This is a genomic window from Paenibacillus sp. J22R232, assembly GCF_056269165.1.
This window is the reverse complement of sequence record NZ_JBWDNK010000003.1, coordinates 327,109-342,710: the sequence shown is the minus strand read 5'-3', so window position 1 is coordinate 342,710 and position 15,602 is coordinate 327,109. Positions and strand designations below refer to the sequence as shown.

General features: G+C 49.9%; 11 protein-coding genes. 1 reads left to right on the top strand and 10 read right to left on the bottom strand.

The genetic code is table 11. The features are described 5' to 3' along the window. Window positions 1-104 precede the first annotated feature (104 nt). From recQ to citZ, 4 genes are all read right to left on the bottom strand, one after another. Entirely contained in the window at window positions 105-2,273 is a 2,169-nt protein-coding gene (gene recQ, locus AC0YN3_RS12535; protein WP_475775634.1) for a DNA helicase RecQ, read from the bottom strand. Between the two features lie 118 nt (window positions 2,274-2,391). Further along, window positions 2,392-3,333 carry a malate dehydrogenase gene (mdh, locus tag AC0YN3_RS12530; RefSeq protein ID WP_475775379.1) on the bottom strand — a complete coding sequence of 314 codons (942 nt, stop codon included), beginning with the start codon at window positions 3,331-3,333 and terminating at the stop codon, window positions 2,392-2,394. Between the two features lie 581 nt (window positions 3,334-3,914). Further along, window positions 3,915-5,210 (bottom strand): NADP-dependent isocitrate dehydrogenase, encoded by a 1,296-nt coding sequence (gene icd, locus AC0YN3_RS12525; RefSeq protein ID WP_475775378.1) that lies wholly within the window; start codon window positions 5,208-5,210, stop codon window positions 3,915-3,917. A gap of 166 nt (window positions 5,211-5,376) precedes the next feature. Then, entirely contained in the window at window positions 5,377-6,489 is a 1,113-nt protein-coding gene (citZ, locus tag AC0YN3_RS12520; RefSeq protein ID WP_475775377.1) for a citrate synthase, read from the bottom strand. A 307-nt stretch (window positions 6,490-6,796) separates the two neighbouring features. On the opposite strand from citZ, the gene AC0YN3_RS12515 reads away from it, so the two are divergent. Beyond that, window positions 6,797-8,344, top strand: a complete 1,548-nt coding sequence (locus tag AC0YN3_RS12515) for a Ppx/GppA phosphatase family protein (RefSeq protein ID WP_475775376.1) — start codon at window positions 6,797-6,799, stop codon at window positions 8,342-8,344. Here AC0YN3_RS12515 and ppk1 read toward each other — a convergent pair. From ppk1 to accD, 6 genes are all read right to left on the bottom strand, one after another. Next, window positions 8,316-10,382: a polyphosphate kinase 1 gene (gene ppk1 / locus AC0YN3_RS12510; RefSeq protein ID WP_475775375.1), complete on the bottom strand. Its 2,067-nt coding sequence runs from the start codon at window positions 10,380-10,382 to the stop codon at window positions 8,316-8,318. The two genes, AC0YN3_RS12515 and ppk1, sit on opposite strands and share 29 nt — an antisense overlap. A 159-nt stretch (window positions 10,383-10,541) precedes the next feature. Further along, window positions 10,542-10,934, bottom strand: coding sequence for an FxsA family protein (locus tag AC0YN3_RS12505; RefSeq protein ID WP_475775374.1), 393 nt, complete (start codon window positions 10,932-10,934; stop codon window positions 10,542-10,544). A gap of 255 nt (window positions 10,935-11,189) precedes the next feature. Next, window positions 11,190-11,657, bottom strand: coding sequence for an acyl-CoA thioesterase (locus tag AC0YN3_RS12500; protein ID WP_475775373.1), 468 nt, complete (start codon window positions 11,655-11,657; stop codon window positions 11,190-11,192). A gap of 126 nt (window positions 11,658-11,783) precedes the next feature. Further along, a complete protein-coding gene (gene pyk / locus AC0YN3_RS12495; RefSeq protein ID WP_475775372.1) occupies window positions 11,784-13,538 on the bottom strand; it encodes a pyruvate kinase in 1,755 nt (584 codons plus the stop codon). Window positions 13,539-13,632: 94 nt separating this feature from the next. After that, entirely contained in the window at window positions 13,633-14,703 is a 1,071-nt protein-coding gene (locus AC0YN3_RS12490; protein ID WP_475775371.1) for an acetyl-CoA carboxylase carboxyltransferase subunit alpha, read from the bottom strand. Further along, on the bottom strand, window positions 14,693-15,562 hold the full coding sequence (accD, locus tag AC0YN3_RS12485) for an acetyl-CoA carboxylase, carboxyltransferase subunit beta (RefSeq protein WP_475775370.1): 870 nt from the start codon (window positions 15,560-15,562) through the stop codon (window positions 14,693-14,695). Before accD ends, AC0YN3_RS12490 begins: the two co-directional genes overlap by 11 nt. Window positions 15,563-15,602: the final 40 nt, after the last annotated feature.

The window sequence follows — 15,602 nt, the reverse complement described above, 5'->3', positions numbered from 1 at the left end:
TCCCAGATCTTCCCTATACGGGCCATAATTCCGTGCTTATTGCGAATCGTTCCCGAAATTTTCACACCTTGCCGACATTCACCGTCTGCTAAAAAACAAAGGCGTTAGGATCCTTTCAAGCCGTACTTGCTCATTACCCCGTGAATGGCGAAGTACGTAACCTCTTCCGGCAGCGCATCCTTGATCGGACGAAGCTTCTCTATGCCCTGCTCGCCTATCGCTTGGACAATCAGCTCCTCGTATTCAGCGGGTATGATTCGGCTCCAATCGACCTCCTCGCCCTCTTCTGCGCAGCGAATAATATGGCCCTCTACCGTCACTTTGCTTAAGCCGCGTTCCTTTGCAATCTCAGCCGGTTCCTGTCCCGCTTGAAAATACGCGAGTGTCGCCAGGTGGCTTGGCTGCTCGTCGCTGCCGCTCGCGGTCTTCCCTGAAGCGGCAGGCTGCCTTGCGGCTCTTGGCTCAGCAGGGACGAAGCTCCCGTCTCCTGCCAGCGACTGAATGATAGCGATGAGATCGCCACCGTATTTATCGGCTTTCGCGGCACCGATTCCTTTCACGCCGAGCAATGCATCGACGCTTTGGGGCTGTGCGTTCGCGATTTCCCTTAGCGTTGCATCGAAGAACAGCATAAACGGCGGAACCCCCTCCGAAGCGGCTTTCTCCTTACGCCATTGCTTAAGCGCGTCGAATAGCGGAGATGCAGCAGCATGATCGGCTGAAGCAGCCTGCCTTACGGTTGCCCGCACCCTTTGCATAATCGACTCGCGTCCTTCCAGCACCGGAAGCGCGCTTGCGGCTAAGGATACGACCGGATATTGTCCTTCGCTCAGCTTCAAATAACCTTCTGCAACGAGCCAATACAGCCAATCCGCGATTTCCTTCTCCGGCAGATGGCGCATTAGGCCGTATGTAGTCAAACGGTCCAGCCCAAACTCGAGCAAGCGCTTGTCCTTCGAGCCCTTCAGCACCTTGGCAGCCATCGTGACGCCGAAGCGTCCTTTCATGCGCCCGACGCAGGAGAGCGCCATCTTTGCTTCCTCTGTCCGGTTAACGGGCTCGCTCTTGTCGAGGCAGCTGCTGCACTTGCCGCAGGCGCCTACCCCCGTCTCGCCGAAATAATCAACGATAAACTGCTGCAAGCAGCGCTGCGTACGGCTGAAGTTCATCATCGTGTGCAGCTTGGCAAGCTGAATGGACTTGCGATCCGTATCTCCCGTCCCCTGCTCTATGAGGAAGCGCTGCACCTGCATGTCAGCCGGCTCGAATAAGAGAACACATTCGCTCTCTTCACCGTCGCGGCCTGCCCGGCCCGCTTCCTGATAGTAGGACTCAATGTCACTCGTCATCTGCCAGTGCAGCACGAAACGGACATTTGGCTTGTCGATTCCCATTCCGAATGCATTCGTTGCAACCATGACGCGAATATCATCAAAACGGAATTTTTCCTGCGTGTCCGCTCTTTCGGCATCCGATAAGCCGCCGTGGTATTTGCCGGCTTGAATGCCCCTTCGCGTCAACTGCTCATATACGTTCTCCACTTCTTTGCGTGTGGCCGCATAGATAATGCCGGATTGATCTTTGCGCCCAGATAAGAAACTTTCAAGAAACTTCTTCTTATCAACGCCGGTTACGACGGATAGCGATAGATTAGGCCGCGCGAAGCCGGTTACGAATATACTGGGCTCACGAAGCTTCAGCATATCGGAAATATCGGTCGCAACCTCTGTCGTGGCCGTAGCCGTAAATGCCGCAACGAGCGGCCGGTCCTTCATGCGGGCGATCCAGCCAGCAAGCTGCCGGTAGCTTGGACGGAAATCATGTCCCCATTGCGATACGCAGTGGGCCTCGTCAATGGCTATGAGCGGGATGGCAAGCTGCTCTGACAAGGTTTGGAACATAGGCGCATCAAGCCGCTCCGGCGCTACGTACAACAGCTTGTACTCGCCCTGCATCGCATTGCGCATCACATCCCGATATTCCGCCGCTCCCAGTGAGCTGTTCAGATACGCGGCAGAAACGCCTACTCTCCGCAGCGCGTCAACTTGGTCCTTCATCAGCGATATGAGCGGGGAAATGACTAACGATGTGCCTGGCAGCAGCATGGAAGGAATCTGGTAGCATATGGATTTCCCGCCGCCGGTTGGAAGTATCGCAAGCGTATCCCGCCCATTCAATATGCCCGAAATAATATCTTCTTGTCCTTTGCGGAATGAATCATAGCCGTATACCTTTTTCAGTGCTTGTCTCGCTTGCTCGATCAACTCTCCCACCTCCAAAACAACTATAAACCTATCGTGCCGCAAACATAAACAGAGAGGACCCTGGCAGCAATCTGTCAGGGTCCTCCCAAACGCGTTCGTATATTTCAACCTGCGTGCGGCACATTTATTAGCCTGTTACAATTTGAATGACATTGCGAACGGATTGGGCAGATTTATCGAGCGCAGCTTTTTCTTCCGCGGTCAAATCAAGCTCAATTACCTTTTCGATGCCGTCTCCGCCAATAATGGCCGGGATGCCCATGAATAAATTGTCATAGCCGTATTCGCCTTCAAGCAAAGCGATAACTGGGATAATGCGTTTTTTATCTTTAAGGATAGCTTCTGTCATTTGAACGAGCGAAGCGGCTGGCGCATAATACGCGCTGCCATTGCCAAGCAGGTTAACGATCTCGCCGCCGCCAACGCGTGCGCGTTGCACGATCGCTTCAATGCGATCTGCCGGAATCAGCTTTTCGATCGGGATGCCGCCTACGTTCGAGAAACGAACAAGGGGTACCATATCATCGCCGTGGCCGCCCAGCACGAAGCCGCGAACATCTTCGACAGACACGTTAAGCTCCTGCGCGATAAACGTGCAATAACGAGCCGTATCAAGCACGCCGGATTGTCCGATTACGCGGTTTTTAGGAAAACCAAGCGCTTGGAACGCCGCGTACGTCATCGCATCAACCGGATTGCTTAAGATGATGACATAAGCATCCGGGCTGGTCGACTTGATGTTCTCGCATACGGATTTCACGATTCCGGCATTGGTGCTGACAAGATCATCGCGGCTCATGCCTGGTTTACGTGCGATGCCCGCTGTAATAATAACGACATCGGAATCCTTTGTATCCTCGTAATTAGCCGTACCGGTAATATGGGCATCAACCCCAAGCACCGGCGTTGCCTCCAGCATATCAAGCGCTTTGCCTTTTGTCGGGTTTTCAAGCGGCGCGATATCAACGAGAACAACGTCGCCAAGTTCCTTCTGAGCAAGCATAAGCGCAGTAGTTGCGCCGGTAAAGCCCGCCCCTACTACCGTGATCTTTTTACGTTTAATCGCCATCTTGAATAAAACCTCCATTTAGGGATTTCGAACCCACCTAAATCCTCCCTTCCAAGGGAGGACCCCGAGGCGCTGCGCCCTCTGGACACCCGCCGGACTAACGTGGGAGATTGAACGGCGCATCACTGGGACTGTTGAGCTTGGATCGCTCTCGTCCCGTTGGGACACGCTTTACGCTCGCTTGTTGGGAATGTGTCCCTTGTGGGACTTCCATTCCCAGATCAACTGCCAGTAAGAAGTGCAGAATGGGTCCCTTAAGGGACCGACATTCCCAGATCAAGGTTGAGTAGTGCTGATTGGGTCCCTGCGGGACATCCATTCCAAGATAAACTGCATGAGTTCATACAGAACGGGTCCCTGCGGGACATCCATTCCAAGGTCAACTGCATGAGTTCATGCAGAACGGGTCGCTGCGGGACATCCATTCCTAGATCGAGAGCTAAGCTAATACGAAGTGTAGAGTGCGTCTCTTGCGAGACGTCTATTCCTAGGCCATGAACAAATGCTCTAGGAATTGAAGCAAAATGTGCCCCTTTCGGGACACATTCTTTGTGGTTTGATCTATTTAGTTAAAGATTGGACTACATGTTTTTGATGATTTGATCAGCGAACTCGGAGCATTTTACTTCAGTTGCGCCTTCCATCAAACGTGCGAAGTCGTAAGTTACGGTTTTGTTGTTGATCGAAGCTTCCATACCTTTATAGATAAGGTCAGCCGCTTCCTGCCAGCCTAGGTGCTCAAGAAGCATTACGCCGGAAAGGATTACGGAACCTGGGTTTACTACGTCAAGGTCAGCATATTTCGGAGCCGTTCCGTGCGTTGCTTCGAAGATTGCGTGTCCAGTCAAGTAGTTGATGTTCGCACCTGGAGCGATACCGATACCGCCAACTTGTGCAGCAAGAGCATCGGACAGGTAGTCACCGTTAAGGTTCAACGTTGCGATAACGTCGAAATCAGTTGGGCGAGTTAGAACTTGTTGCAATGCGATATCAGCAATCGCGTCTTTAACAATCAGCTTGCCAGCAGCTTCTGCGTCTTTTTGTGCTTTGTTAGCCGCGTCAGTGCCTTCTGCTTCTTTAATGCGGTCGTATTCGCCCCATGTGAACGTTTCGTTAGCGAATTCTTGCTCAGCCACTTCGTAACCCCAGTTTTTGAACGCGCCTTCTGTATATTTCATGATGTTGCCTTTGTGTACAAGGGTAACGGATTTTTTGCCGTGCTTGATCGCATATTCAATTGCTGCACGAACAAGACGCTGCGAGCCTTCTTTAGATACTGGCTTGATGCCGATACCGGATGTTTCTGGGAAACGGATTTTGTTTGCTCCCATTTCATTTTGAAGGAACTCGATCACTTTTTTCACTTCTGCTGAACCTTCTTGGTACTCGATGCCCGCGTAGATATCCTCTGTGTTTTCACGGAAAATGACCATGTCAACAAGCTCAGGGCGTTTTACTGGGGATGGTACGCCAGTGAAGTAACGAACCGGACGCAAGCAAGTGTACAGATCAAGCTCTTGGCGAAGAGCAACGTTCAAAGAACGGATACCGCCGCCGATAGGCGTAGTCAATGGTCCTTTAATAGCTACGATATACTCGCGGATTGCTGTAAGCGTATCAGCCGGCAGCCACTCGCCGTATTCGTTGAATGCTTTTTCGCCTGCAAAAACTTCGTACCAAGCGATTTTTTTCTCGCCGTTGTAAGCTTTCTCTACCGCTGCATCAAGCGCGCGTTTCGAAGCTTTCCAGATATCGCGGCCAGTGCCGTCACCCTCGATGAAAGGGATAATTGGGTTGTTAGGTACGTTAAGAACACCATTGTCAATTGTAATTTGCTCGCCTTCTGTTGGAAGCGCGAATTTTTCGAACTGTGCCATGAATGAAATCCTCCTTGGATTGGGATCTGCTTATCGAGCAGATCAAATGATTGGTAGTGCTTGCTGTATATAACCTTCCATATGTACCGCAATATAAAAGACTATATGAACGCCTAGGGAACAAACAGCTTGTTCGCTCCCTAACCATTGTATCTCAAATAAGCGATTAGCGCTGCTCGATTGGAATATACTTCGCGTTAACCGGTCCAACGTAATCTGCACGCGGTCGAATCAGGCGGTTATCTTGGTATTGCTCAAGGATATGTGCGCTCCAACCAGATACGCGGCTGATCGCAAAGATAGGCGTAAACAGATCGCGTGGAATTTCAAGCGTTGTATATACGGAGGCAGAATAGAAGTCTACGTTAGGCTTCAATCCTTTTTGTCCCGTTACGAGCTCTTCAATTTTGACGGACATTTCATAAAGCTCCATATTGCCTGTCAATTTGCCAAGCTCACGCGACATTTTTTGCAAATGCTTCGCGCGTGGATCGCCGTTTTTGTAAACGCGGTGTCCAAAGCCCATAATTTTGTATTTGTTAGCCAGTGCGTTGTTAATAAAGCTTTCAACGTTAGCTGCTGAACCGATTTCTTCCAGCATAACCATAACAGCCTCGTTCGCGCCGCCGTGAAGAGGGCCCTTCAATGCGCCAATCGCGGACGTTACGCCCGAATAGATGTCCGACAACGTTGCAACCGTAACGCGTGCAGCGAACGTAGAAGCGTTAAGCTCATGGTCCGCATGCAGCACAAGAGCTTGGTCAAGCGCTTTGATAGCAACTTCAGCCGGCTCTTTGCCAGTCAGCATATATAGGAAGTTATAAGCGATTGATACGCCCTGCTTAGGAGCAACAGGCTCCAAGCCTTGGCGGATACGCGCGAATGCAGCAATAATGGTTGGAAGCTGTGCTTGCAATTTAATGGCTTTCACTTGGTTCGCTTCTGGAGTCATATCATTAGCGGAAGCATCGTACAATGCTAGGCTGGAGACTGCTGTCCGAAGAGCAGCCATGGAATTTGTATCTTTTGGATATAGCTTAATTTGGTCAATTACGCCTTGGGGTACTGCCGCAAATTCGTCCAATTGCTTCTGCAGACCGTCAAGTTCAGAACGAGTTGGCAATTTTCCGTACCACAGCAGATAAGCGACCTCTTCAAATGTAGCGTTCTCAGCGAGATCGTCAATATCGATTCCGCGGTAGGTCAGTACGCCATCAATAATCGAGCTGATGGAGGACGCCGCGGCGACAATTCCTTCCAAACCTTTAGTTGCTGTCATCGTTCTCTCTCCTTTAACATGGGATTTCGTTAACAATAAAAGGGATTCGTTTTGTACCATCGCCTTTAATCATAAATGATTTCGGCACCGAAGTGAACAAATACGGACATAAAAATGCTTTATCGGCATCATTAATATTTTTTTCGCTTATTATTTCACCACATCGTATCGTAGGCTCCAGCTGCATTTTTCCCTATTCGCCCTATTTTTAGCCGCAGCATAAACTAATTTTACAGAAGCGAATATAGTGGTAAAATGTCATATAGAGAACAAAACGAGCAAAATTCGCTGTACTTGGAGGCGCTACATGACTAAACAACGCATCGGGATTATTGACATAGGCTCCAATTCAGTCCGGCTTGTCGTATACGAGAGGACAGCAAACGGTGCTCATCGTGTGGCGGATAGCAGCAAACGGCCTGCTAGATTAAGCGAACGCATTGACGAAGACGGCTGTCTTACCCTTCCAGCAATCGACGAGCTTATAGACACGCTGAACCATTTTACCATGATTTGCACACACAATCATACAAGCAATATTCGAGCAGTCGCTACCGCGGCTATTCGAAACGCCCATAACCGTACCGAGATACTAGGACGGATTAAAGCTGAAACCGGCTTAACCATTGAATTGCTATCCGGTGAGGATGAGGCTTCCTATGGTTTTTTAGGAATGATCAACTCCCTGAATATCAAAGACGGGCTCCTTATTGATATCGGCGGCGGAAGCACCGAGCTATCGCTATTTCGCAACCGCGCGCTCGTTCGCTCCGTATCCTTCCCGTTCGGATGCGTCAGCCTCAACAAGCGTTTTGGCGCCAAAGGCATGCTGCTCGATGAGGAGCTAAAAGCGCTAGAAACGTTAGTCATTGAGGCCGTGAAGAATGAGCCTTGGATTGGCGGGATGCCTGGACTGCCATTAGTTGGCGTCGGAGGCACCGTGCGAGCGCTCGGAAAAATGCATCAGGCTGCTTACAAATATCCCTTCCCGCAAACGCATAATTATCCCGCTACGTCCGAGCACGTGGATGATCTGTTTCATCAAATGCGAAAACTGCCGCTTGACAAAAGGCGCAAGCTGCCAGGCTTGTCCAAAGATCGCGCAGACGTAGTTGTGCCTGGCGTTGCCATACTTCGTGTCTTGTTTCGTGCCACGAAAGCATCTTACTACCGCATCTGCGGTGCAGGACTGCGGGACGGATTATTCCATGCTACTCGATTTCCGAATCACCCAAAGCTAGACGACGTGCTGAAATACAGCCTAACGAATTTAAGCGCTTTGCATCCTGAAGCGCCTAAGCAGCATGTGATGCAGGTGAACCGCATTGCGCTCGAGATATACGATGTGCTCCATTACGAGCATGCTCTGCCATCGCAGACGAGAGTATTGCTCGACACCGCCTCGCAGCTGTTCCGGATCGGGGCTTCCATCGATTATTACGAGTATGCCCGGCATTCCTTCTATCTCATTATCAATTCCCAATTGAACGGACTTACTCACCGGGAAATGATCATGACAGCCGCTATCGCATCATACAAAAGCAAAGGCCGGGCACGTCAGCATATTTCCGAATATAAAGAGCTGCTGAACGATTCCGACCTTGATATTATTTATAAGCTGGGAGCTTTGCTTCAATTGTCTGCCGCCTTGGATCGCGGAGAGACACAAGCCATCGCGCAGTTAAACGTCCAGTTATCAGGCAATCAGCTGCTGCTTCGGCCCGTTCAGCCCCGAGGGACTCTTGACGTAGAACGACGTGAGGTCGATGAGCTTGCAGCCGAATTCAAGAAGCTGTGGGCATACACGCCGAGTCTCGATTATTCGGCTACGCAAGTCCCTTCCACGACGATATAACCTTGGCTTCAAACTGGCTGCGGAACGGCTGCTTATCGACGTTAGAGATATGCTCGTAAGTACCGTTCGGCTGCAGCTCGCGCGCCTTCACGTTGTCATCAATATTTAAGTGAAGCATCTTGATCAATATTTGCCTAAGCGTTGGATCGAATACCGGACACATGAGCTCTATCCTTCTTGTGAGGTTGCGTGTCATCCAATCCGCGCTGGACAGATATACTTCTTCTTCCCCGCCGTTATGGAAATACATGATTCTCGCATGTTCGAGGAACCGGTCTACGATGCTTATAACCTGTATATTTTCGCTTCGTCCCGGCACGCCTGGACGCAAGCAGCATACCCCTCGCACGATCAATACGATTTTCACACCCGCTTGCGATGCCTCGTAAAGCTTATCAATCATTTCCTGATTGGACAGCGAGTTCATTTTGGCAATAATACGAGCCGGCTTGCCTGCAATCGCATTTAAACGTTCGCGGTCGATCAATCGGTACAGCTTCTCTTTCAAGTCGGAGGGCGCAACGCCAAAGGCTTTCCATTCATAAGGCGACGAATAGCCTGTAACCTCGTTGAACAATGCGGAAGCATCGCCACCGATAATCGGATGGGAAGTAAACAGCCCGATATCCGTATACAAGGTAGCCGTGCTGTCATTGTAGTTGCCCGTTCCAACGTGAACGTACCGTCGCAGCGTGCCCTGCTCCCGCCTTACGACCAATAATATTTTGGCATGCGTTTTTAATCCAACCAAGCCGTATACGACATGGCAGCCAGCCTTCTCCAGCTGCCGTGCCCATGCAATATTCCGCTCCTCGTCAAACCTTGCCTTCAGCTCGACCACGACCGTTACCTGTTTGCCAGCCTCTCCTGCCTTGGCAAGCGCCTGAACGAGTGCAGATTGGCCGCTGACGCGGTATAAGGTCATTTTTATGGCAAGGACATCGGGATCATAGGCTGCCTGCATAACGAAATCATTCACTGCATCGAACGATTCGTACGGGTGGTACATCAGCACATCACGCTGGCGGATAACTTCGAACATATCATCCGTATCGTCAAACTCCCGCGGGTAGACTGGCTCAAGCTTCTCGTAGCGCAAATTGTCATTGCCGGGAACGGCGCCTGCGAATTTCATCAAAAAGCTAAGATCCAGCGGCCCGTCAATCTCGAATAAATTATCTTCGATCTCCAGCTCTTCCGTAAGCATCTCAAGCGCGTAAGGATGCATCCCCTTCGCTACTTCAAGCCTCACCGGAATGCCCCAGCGGCGCCTGCGCAGCTCCTTCTCAATCTCCTCCAGCAAATCCTCTGCGTCTTCCTCATTCAGCGTAATATCCGCGTCTCTCGTAAGTCGAAACGGATTAACCGAAAACGGAATATAACCGTTAAACAACGTATCTATAAATTGCTGGATTAAGTCCTCAAGCAGAACGAACTCCGTCTTTTTGCTATTAATCCTTCCCGGTACGGGAACGAATCTCGGCAATATAGAGGGTACCTGCACGATGGCAAACAACGGTTCGTCCTCAACGGAATTGCCTTCCTGTCTCAAGAGTACGGCCAAATACAATTCTTTCGTATGAACGAGCGGGAAAGGTCTGCTTTGATCGACAGCCATCGGCGTTAAGACAGGAAATACGATTTCATGAAAATAGTCCGAGACCGCCTTCGTCTGGGATACGTTGAGCTCTTCGAGCGAACGAATAAATATGCCTTCGCGGCTTAATCCGCGAAAAACTTCTCTGTATGTACGATATTGATCATTTACCATTTGCGTGGCACGTTTAATAAGCCGCTTCCAAAGTCCGGAAGGCGTATATCCAGTAAAATCAGTTTTAGATAAGCCTGCTCTCATCTGCATTTGTATGCCTGCGACTCGCACGCTCATGAATTCATCGAGATTGCTTGTCACGATGGCTAGAAACTTTGCTCTCTCCAGCAGGGGATTGTTCGGGTCCTGCGCTTCTTGGAGAACTCTTCGGTTGAACTCGATCCAACTTAGGTCACGATTTACATAGTTGGACAAAAGCTTGGTCATTTCTCACGCCTCCTGAGTAATTTTGCGAAATTAACCTGCTTTTATAGCATACGCTCCAGTATGCCGATCAAGACTGCCGCAGGAAACGACAACGATCTCTTACATTATGAAGCATAACTATTAGTTCCATGTTAACCTTTTGTAAATATGACGTAAATATTAGAACCTTCCAATCTTGAAATTGCCGTTTCTCATTCGCTTTTCGATCCAATGCAGCATCATTTGCCTATAAAAAGTTCTCGTTGCCGGGAATAGCAGCGTAACGCCCACGATATCGGATAAAAAACCCGGCATGAGCAGCAGAATACCGCCCGCAAGTACGCATAACCCATCCAGCAAGGTCTGCCCCGGTATTTGTCCGGCCTGCATTTGGCGCTGTGCTTCTCCCCATACTCTGCGCCCTTCCGCTCTCGCTAAGTATGCTCCGGCAAGTCCCATCGCAATTAGAATAAAAAACGTATTCCATCCGCCAATCCAACTGCCCATCTGAAAAATACCCCAAAGCTCAATTACGGGTACGATTATAAAAACCGCCAACAGCCATTTGTACATAATTGGACCTCCTAAACATTTTGCGGAGCAAAATTACTACATAAGCATAAGCCCGGTTTGCGAAGCAAACTTGCTCCCTACGCATAAGTCTGGTTTGCGAAGCAAACTTGCTCCCTACGCATAAGCCTGGTTAGAGAAGTATACTTGCTCCCTGCGCATAAGCCTGGTTAGAGAAGCATACTTGCTCCCTGCGCATAAGCCTGGTTAGAGAAGCATACTTGCTTCCTAGGCATAAGCCTGGTTGGCTAAGCAAGCTTACTTCGTCAGCAGCAAGTCATATAATTCAGGCATCGCTTTATTAAGCCGGGCCGGCTGCCAGGAGGCATTCACCCATACATGCTTGGTACCGCCCTCGACGAGCAGCTCACCAGGCAGCGGATCGCTCCCGGCAAACGATCCTGCTTCGAACTCTTCTTTCCCTACCCTTCTCACCTGCGATTCAAAGGTTACCCGCACAGGCGTGCAAGCTCCAATCCGCGTACATACAATGACCATGTCGTCGTAGCGGGCAGGCAAGCGATAGCGGCATTCCAAATCAACGACAGGAAGCAGCAGTCCGTTGGCTTCGATCTCTTTATAGCTATAGCCCGCGTTTCTTATCCATTCTGTACGTCCGATCTCGAACCAAGTTACATAATTCCCATGAAAAACAACACCCATCTGATCCGTTTCCTGATACCGTACACGCAGCGGATGCGTAAACCAGCTAGCTTGTGTAAGCATGATGACCCTCCTAAACGTAATTTAACCAACTCTCTAAAAAGCATGTCGAATGAACAAAAAGCGACGGTGAGATCACCATCGCTTTCGTCTGCTTCTTATCTAATTGTTAGAAAAGTGCCTTTAAGCTTAAAGGACTTTAGATTGGCCGTGATAAACAACGCCTGTTTCACCATAAATGGTAACTTCCATGTCATCTTTAAGCAATTCGGTTGCGTTCGCAATGCCAAGAATAACCGGAATTCCAAGGTTAAGGCCAACTACCGCTGCGTGGCTAGTAATCCCGCCTTGCTCAGTTATTACCGCTCCCGCTTTCTCGAAGGCAGGCATATATTCTTTGTCTGTCGATACCGTAACCAAGATGGAGCCTTGAGTCGTTTTTGCGATGGCTTCTTCCGGTGTACGGGCTACAACGATTTTACCGATAGCTGTTTGGCTGCCGATACCTTGTCCTTGGGCAAGAAGCTCACCGATATGGTGAATTTTGATAAGGTTTGTTGTACCCGCACGGCCAACAGGAACGCCCGCCGTGATTACAACCGTATCGCCAAGGTTTAGGAATCCAGTGCTCATGCCGCCTTTGACTGCGTTTTCGAACATTTCGTCCGTTGTATCCGCATCTGGACCAAGAACAGCGAACACGCCCCAGATAAGGGATAGACGGCGCAACACCTTCTCGTCAGTCGTAACCGCAATAATCGGTGCTTTAGGCTTGTATTTCGATACCATACGAGCAGTAAAGCCGCTTTGAGTCGAAGTAATAATCGCTTTCGCTCTCAAATCAAGCGCTGAGTTTGCAACAGCTTGGCTGATTGCTTCCGTAACGGAAGTTTGCTGTGCATTGGCTTGCTTCGTGAACATTTCGCGGTATTCCAATGCCGCTTCTGCACGCTCTGCAATACGAGCCATTGTTTGCACGGATTCAGTCGGGTAACGTCCCGCAGCTGTTTCACCGGACAACATGATCGCGTCCGTACCGTCAAAAATCGCATTGGCAACGTCGCTCGCTTCTGCGCGAGTTGGACGTGGGTTGCGCTGCATGGAATCAAGCATTTGCGTTGCCGTGATTACCGGCTTACCAACGCGGTTGCCTTTTTTAATCATATTTTTCTGAACGAGAGGAACCTCTTCGGCTGGAATTTCTACGCCAAGGTCGCCGCGCGCTACCATCAAGCCGTCAGAAACCTCAAGAATCTCATCAAGGTTGTCTACGCCTTCTTGGTTTTCGATTTTGGAAATGATTTGGATATGTCCTGCATTATGACGCTCCAAAAGCTCACGGATCTCAAGCACGTCGCTTGCTTTACGCACGAAAGAAGCTGCAATGAAATCTACGCCTTGCTCGATTCCGAATACGATATCATTCGCATCCTTCTCGGTAATACCAGGCAAAGAAATCTTCACTCCAGGTACGTTAACGCCTTTTTTGCTTTTGATTGGACCGCTGTTTACGATGCGGCACAAGATTTCAGTTCCTTTAACCTCTTCTACCGTCAAACCGATCAAGCCATCGTCAATTAGAATCGTCGAGCCGATGGATACATCGTTTGGCAGGTTGTTGTAAGTAATGGGAACGCGGTTGCGATCGCCTAGAATTTCCTCGGTCGTCAACGTAATCGTTTCGCCTTGGTTCAATTCGATAGGCTCTTCCTTCAGCTTGCCTAGACGGATTTCAGGACCTTTCGTATCAAGCAATACCGCAACTGAAGTACCTAGCTCAGCATTTGCGAGGCGGATGTTTTTGATACGGTTGCCGTGCTCTTCGAAATCTCCGTGGGAGAAGTTAAGACGGGCAACGTTCATTCCTGCATGAATAAGTTTCTTTGTGTTCTCCAACGATTCGCTGGATGGACCGATTGTACAAACGATTTTTGTTTTGCGCATGTTAAGTTTCCTCCGTAAATTGCCTGATATTCTATACTATACTGACACGACACTCCACTGCTTGTACAGCGAAATAATCAATTTTACATATAATTTACTGAATGGTCGGTGTTGCCACCTGTGTTTGAGGGGTGGTTTGCTCCGCCTCATCGACCACCTGAGCTTGGTTGCGATCAGCAGCCTGCTCGTTTGAAGCCTCAAGTGGCTTCTCTGCAATTTTGAAATATCCGACTTTCCGGAACTTATTATAACGGTCCTCGATCAGCTCTTCGGCAGTCAAAGGGAGAAGCTCCTGCAAATGCAGCCACAGCTTATCCTTGATTTGCTCTGCTTGATACGCCAGATCCTTATGCGCACCGCCCTGCGGCTCAGGAATGATATCTTCGATAATGCCGAACTCCAGCAAATCCTTAGCTGTAATCTTCATCGCTTCAGCGGCTTGATCCGCTCTGGAAGCATCCTTCCAAAGTATGGATGCCGCACCATTCGGAGAAATGGCGCTATAAATAGCGTTCTCCAGCATGAGCACGCGGTTGCCTACGCCTAGCGCAAGCGCGCCGCCGCTGCCGCCCTCACCGATAACAACACATACGATAGGCACGCCGAAGCCTGCCATTTCCCGCAAATTGCGCGCAATCGCTTCTGACTGGCCGCGTTCTTCGGCAGTTTTGCCCGGATAAGCCCCCTTCGTATCGATGAAGGTAATAATCGGGCGCTTGAACTTGTTCGCTTGCTCCATAAGGCGAAGCGCCTTGCGGAAGCCCTCGGGATGAGGACTGCCGAAAAAACGGGCAATATTCTCACGGGTATCCTTGCCCCGTTGGTGGCCGATGACTGTAACGGGGATGCCGTTCAGCTTGGCTAGCCCCCCCACGATTGCAAGATCGTCCGCAAACAAACGATCTCCATGAAGCTCCATATAATCGGTAAAAACCGTTTGAATGAAATCGAGTGAGGTTGGGCGCTGATGATGACGCGCCATATGCATTTTTTGGGCAGGAGACAGCTCGCTGTACAACTCATCCTCCAGCTGCTTGCATTTCAGCTCAAGACCTCGAATCTCTTCGGTGAAGTCAATCCCCTTCTCCACGCTTAAGGTCTTCAGCTCCGTAACCTTCTGCCGCAAATCATTCAACGGTTTCTCGAAAGGCAGTTCACCCGCCATAGGATGTTTCCCCCCTTGCGACATGCATATCAAGCAGCTTCGTTAACGTAGGCTTCATATCTTTCCGGTGGACGACCTTGTCCAATTGGCCATGCTGCAAATTAAACTCAGCTGTCTGGAAATCGTCCGGCAGCTTCTGCCGAATGGTCTGTTCGATGACAATCCGTCCGGCAAAACCGATCAGCGCGCCAGGCTCGGCCAAGTTGTAGTCGCCCAAGCTTGCAAAGCTAGCCGATACCCCACCTGTAGTAGGATCGGTAAAAATCGAAATAAACAAACCACCTGCGCCTTGAAATTTCGAAAGCGCTGCGCTTGTTTTGGCCATTTGCATCAAGCTGATTATGCTTTCTTGCATCCGGGCGCCGCCAGAGGTCGAGAAAATAAGAAGCGGCAGCTGTTTGGCGTGGGCCGCTTCAATCGCTCTCGTTATCTTCTCTCCAACGACCGATCCCATACTTCCCGAAAAGAAATCAAAGCTCATTACGGCTACAACAACCGGAAAACCGCCGATCAGCCCTTCTCCTGTGATGACAGCTTCGCGAAGACTAGATTTATTCTTCTGCTGTTCCAGCTTGCCCGCATAGCCAGGGAAGTTAAGAGGATCGACGGATTCCATATCCGCATCGTATTCTAGCAAATGTCCTTCATCGAGCGTTAATGCGATGCGCTCCAAAGCGGACAGCCGGAAATGATGTCCACAGGAGGAGCACACCTTCAAGTTTTTCTCAAGCTCTTTGCTGTACTGAATGGTGCCGCATTTGGAGCACTTATTCATCAAGCCCTCAGGAACCTCGCGCTTGCGCGGCTCCGATGGTATGGTCGCGTACTTCTTCTTCGTAAATAGATCCTTTATTTGCACGTGTGACACCTCTCAAGGCGCAATAGTATAAAGCTATCCA